We start from the raw sequence: 3,275 nt of genomic DNA, 5'->3' as shown, positions 1-3,275 counted from the left end.
TTTCCTTTAAATTTACGCCGATTTTAGCATAAATTTCGCCTTTGCGTGCCTGTGCGCCGACTTGCGACGGGTCAAATTTCATCGCCAAAAAAGTCCCCGTCGATGTCGCAAATCTCGATATTTTGTTGCACCGAAAAAATACTAATTCGGCTTTAAATTTGACCCCAAATTTAAACGCAAAACGATAAGGCGAAGTATATGACAAAAAGACAAGCCGCTAACGCGTTTGATAATCTCCGCGGATGATATATTTGTAAGTCGTCAGCTCCCTCACCCCCATCGGCCCTCTGGCGTGCAGCTTTTGCGTGCTGATGCCGATCTCGCCGCCAAATCCAAACTCGCTACCGTCGCTAAAGCGCGTAGAGGCGTTGGCATAGACGACCGCGCTGCCGACTTCGTTTAAAAACCGCTCGACGTTTGCGTAATCAGCGCTTAAAATCGTGTCCGAATGCCCGCTGGAATGCGCGTTTATAAAGCCAATCGCCTCGCTTACGTCCCGCACGGCGCGTACGGCCAAAACGAGATCCAAAAACTCGGCGCCAAAGTCGCTCTCGCCTGCGAGCTTGATGTTTTTTGCGCCTTGCAGCTCCGACTCGCACGCATTCAAAAGCTCCGAGCTCACGCGAAGCTCGACTTCGGGCATTTCGCGCACTAGCCCCGGTAAAATTTCGCCCGCTATGCGCTCGTGCAAAAGCACGCACTCTACGGCATTACAAACGCTTGGGCGCTGGGTTTTGGCATTTTTGATTATCTTTGCAGCCTGCTTTAAATTTGCGCTCTCATCGACGAAGATATGACACACCCCCGCGCCCGTCATGATGATCGGCACGGTCGCGTTTTGCGCGATAAAATCTTTTAAATTCTTGCCGCCGCGCGGTATCAAAACGTCGATGTACTCGCTCATTTTTGCCATTTGCGCCACTACTTCGCGTTCAGGGCTTTCTATAAGCTGCACCGCACCTTTTGGAAGGCCAAATTTTGCCCCCGCTTCGTTAAATAAATTTACTAAAAAAATGTTCGAATTTAGCGCGCTGGCGCTTCCTCGCAGGATTGCCGCATTACCGCTTTTTAGCGCCAGAGCCGCCGCATCGATGCTGACGTTTGGGCGGCTCTCGTAGATGATACCGAGCACCCCCAGCGGCACGCGCACGCGGCTGATTTGCATGCCGTTTGGATGGCTCCAGCCGCCTAGATTTTCGCCTATGACCTCTGCAAAGCCCGCCACCTCGCGCACGCCCTGCGCCATAGCTTCGATGCGGGCATCGGTTAGCCTTAGGCGGTCTAGCAGCGCCAAGCTAAGGCCCGATTTCTCGCCGTTTGCAAGGTCTTTGGCGTTTGCCGCTTTTATAGCCTCTTTTTGCGCTAGCAGCTCGTCCGCTACGGCGTTTAAAATTTCAAATTTAGCCCCGCTGTCAAGTCTTAAAAGCTCGCCGCAAGCGGCCTTCGCACTCTTACATATATCTAAAATTTCATTCATTTTCGCTCCTTAATCTATAAAAACCGTACGCAAGCGCAAAAAGTAGCCAGGCAAGCGCAGTAAGGCAAATTTTAGCGATGCGTCTACTAAATTTTAGCTTTAAATTTGACCTGATTATAGCCAAATTCGCCCGAATTTTATGCGACCGTAAAAATACGCTATAATCGCCAAAATTACGAAAAGGAGGCAAAATGGGCGGGATAAAAGAGTTTTTAAAACACGAAGCCAGCGGCGGGATTTTGCTGATGATCGCTACGGTCGCGGCGCTATTGTGTCAAAACACGTTTTTGAGCGATTTTTACAACGAATTTTTAAAGACCAAATTTGCCGTGAGCTTCGGCGAATACGGGCTAAGCAAACCCTTGATCTTGTGGGTAAACGACGGGTTGATGGCGGTATTTTTCTTTCTCATCGGACTCGAGCTAAAGCGCGAGGTGCTGGAGGGCGAGCTAAAAAATCCATCGCAAATCGCGCTGCCCGCCATCGGCGCGGCAGGCGGCCTGATAGTGCCCGCGGTTATATTTTATCTTTTTACGAAGCACGACTCCTTCGCGCTTGGCGGCTGGGCGATACCGACAGCGACGGATATCGCGTTTGCTCTGGGGATTTTGAGCCTACTCGGGCCGCGCGTACCGACTAGTTTAAAAATTTTCCTCATGACGCTAGCCATCGTCGACGACCTCTGCGCGATCGTGATTATCGCGCTGTTTTACACGAGCGAGCTTAGTGCTCAAATGCTTGCGGTCGCGAGCATTTGTCTAGCCGCGCTTTTTGCGCTAAACAGACTGGGCGTAAAAAGCAAGGCGGCCTATCTGCTAGTAGGCGCGGTGATGTGGGTAGCGGTGCTAAAATCTGGCGTTCACGCCACGCTTGCGGGCGTCGTGGCGGCCTTTTTCATACCGCTTAGCTTTAAAGACGCACCGGGCAAATCAATGCTAAGAAGCATCGAGCACGACCTGCACGGCTGGGTGGCGTTTGGCGTGCTGCCGATATTTGCCTTCGTAAACGCAGGCATCTCACTGCGAGGCGTCGGACTGGACGAGATTTTGTCTCCGGTCGCGCTAGGCACGGCGCTGGGGCTTTTCGTCGGCAAGCAGATCGGGGTATTTTCTTTTAGCTTTTTAGCGATCAAATTTAAGCTAGCCAAGCTACCAGAGGGGTCAAATTTCATCCAGCTTTACGGCATCGCCGTGCTTTGCGGCGTAGGATTTACGATGAGCCTTTTCGTTAACGGTTTAGCCTACAACGACACGGACGCCTTTGCCTACACCGACAAGCTCGCTATCTTGCTAGGTTCGGTAGTTTCGGGCGCCGCCGGGTTTATCTTACTCAAATTTAGCGCCAAAAACCAAAGCGCGTCAGAAAGATAATCACGAGCAAGCCGGCTAAATCATCCGAGCCGGCCGCTGCGTAATCTATAAATCAAATCGTACGCTACGTGCGCAAAGCTCGCAAATACAAAGCCGATACCCAGCCCGGCGGCTAGGTTGTAAAGCGAGCTGTCGTTTGCGAGGGCGTAGTTGTCAAATCGCACGTAAATGCCCCATCTGCCGCCCATCCCTTTGGGCGCAAAGAGCAGCCCACTAAGCGAGAGAAAGCAAAATCCGCCAAGCACGAGGAATTTCGCGCCCGTCACGATCAAATTTACGCGTCCAAAGTCCGCGCGGCCGTAGTTTAGACAAAAGACGGCGGCAAAAAGCAGATCCAAAACGGCGCGGCGCAGGCGTAAAAAGCAAGCACGTTTAGGCTCGCGCCGTTGTTTGCAAAGTCGTCTAAAAACGGCGCAAAAACCCGCACG

4 protein-coding genes are annotated in these 3,275 nt (G+C 51.9%); 1 reads left to right on the top strand and 3 read right to left on the bottom strand.

Annotated features, from left to right (window positions below):
- Together ACTTJF_RS09945 and ACTTJF_RS09940 are read right to left on the bottom strand one after the other, a co-directional pair.
- On the bottom strand, nucleotides 1–205 hold a 205-nt coding region (locus tag ACTTJF_RS09945; RefSeq protein ID WP_442551829.1), incomplete at its 3' end, for a hypothetical protein.
- Between the two features lie 12 nt (nucleotides 206–217).
- Nucleotides 218–1,477: a glutamate-5-semialdehyde dehydrogenase gene (locus ACTTJF_RS09940; RefSeq protein WP_442551828.1), complete on the bottom strand. Its 1,260-nt coding sequence runs from the start codon at nucleotides 1,475–1,477 to the stop codon at nucleotides 218–220.
- 191 nt (nucleotides 1,478–1,668) lie between these two features.
- On the opposite strand from ACTTJF_RS09940, the gene nhaA reads away from it, so the two are divergent.
- Nucleotides 1,669–2,847, top strand: a complete 1,179-nt coding sequence (gene nhaA / locus ACTTJF_RS09935; RefSeq protein WP_442551827.1) for a Na+/H+ antiporter NhaA — start codon at nucleotides 1,669–1,671, stop codon at nucleotides 2,845–2,847.
- Between the two features lie 20 nt (nucleotides 2,848–2,867).
- Here the strand turns inward: nhaA and ACTTJF_RS09930 are convergent, their stop codons facing one another.
- Nucleotides 2,868–3,185, bottom strand: a complete 318-nt coding sequence (locus ACTTJF_RS09930) for a hypothetical protein (RefSeq protein ID WP_442551826.1) — start codon at nucleotides 3,183–3,185, stop codon at nucleotides 2,868–2,870.
- Between the last annotated feature and the right edge of the window lie 90 nt (nucleotides 3,186–3,275).

The organism is Campylobacter sp., from assembly GCF_052170435.1.
In the GTDB taxonomy this organism is placed as follows: Bacteria; Campylobacterota; Campylobacteria; order Campylobacterales; family Campylobacteraceae; genus Campylobacter_A.
Note: the sequence above shows the minus strand (reverse complement) of the source record. Positions and strands in the feature narration are given on the sequence as shown.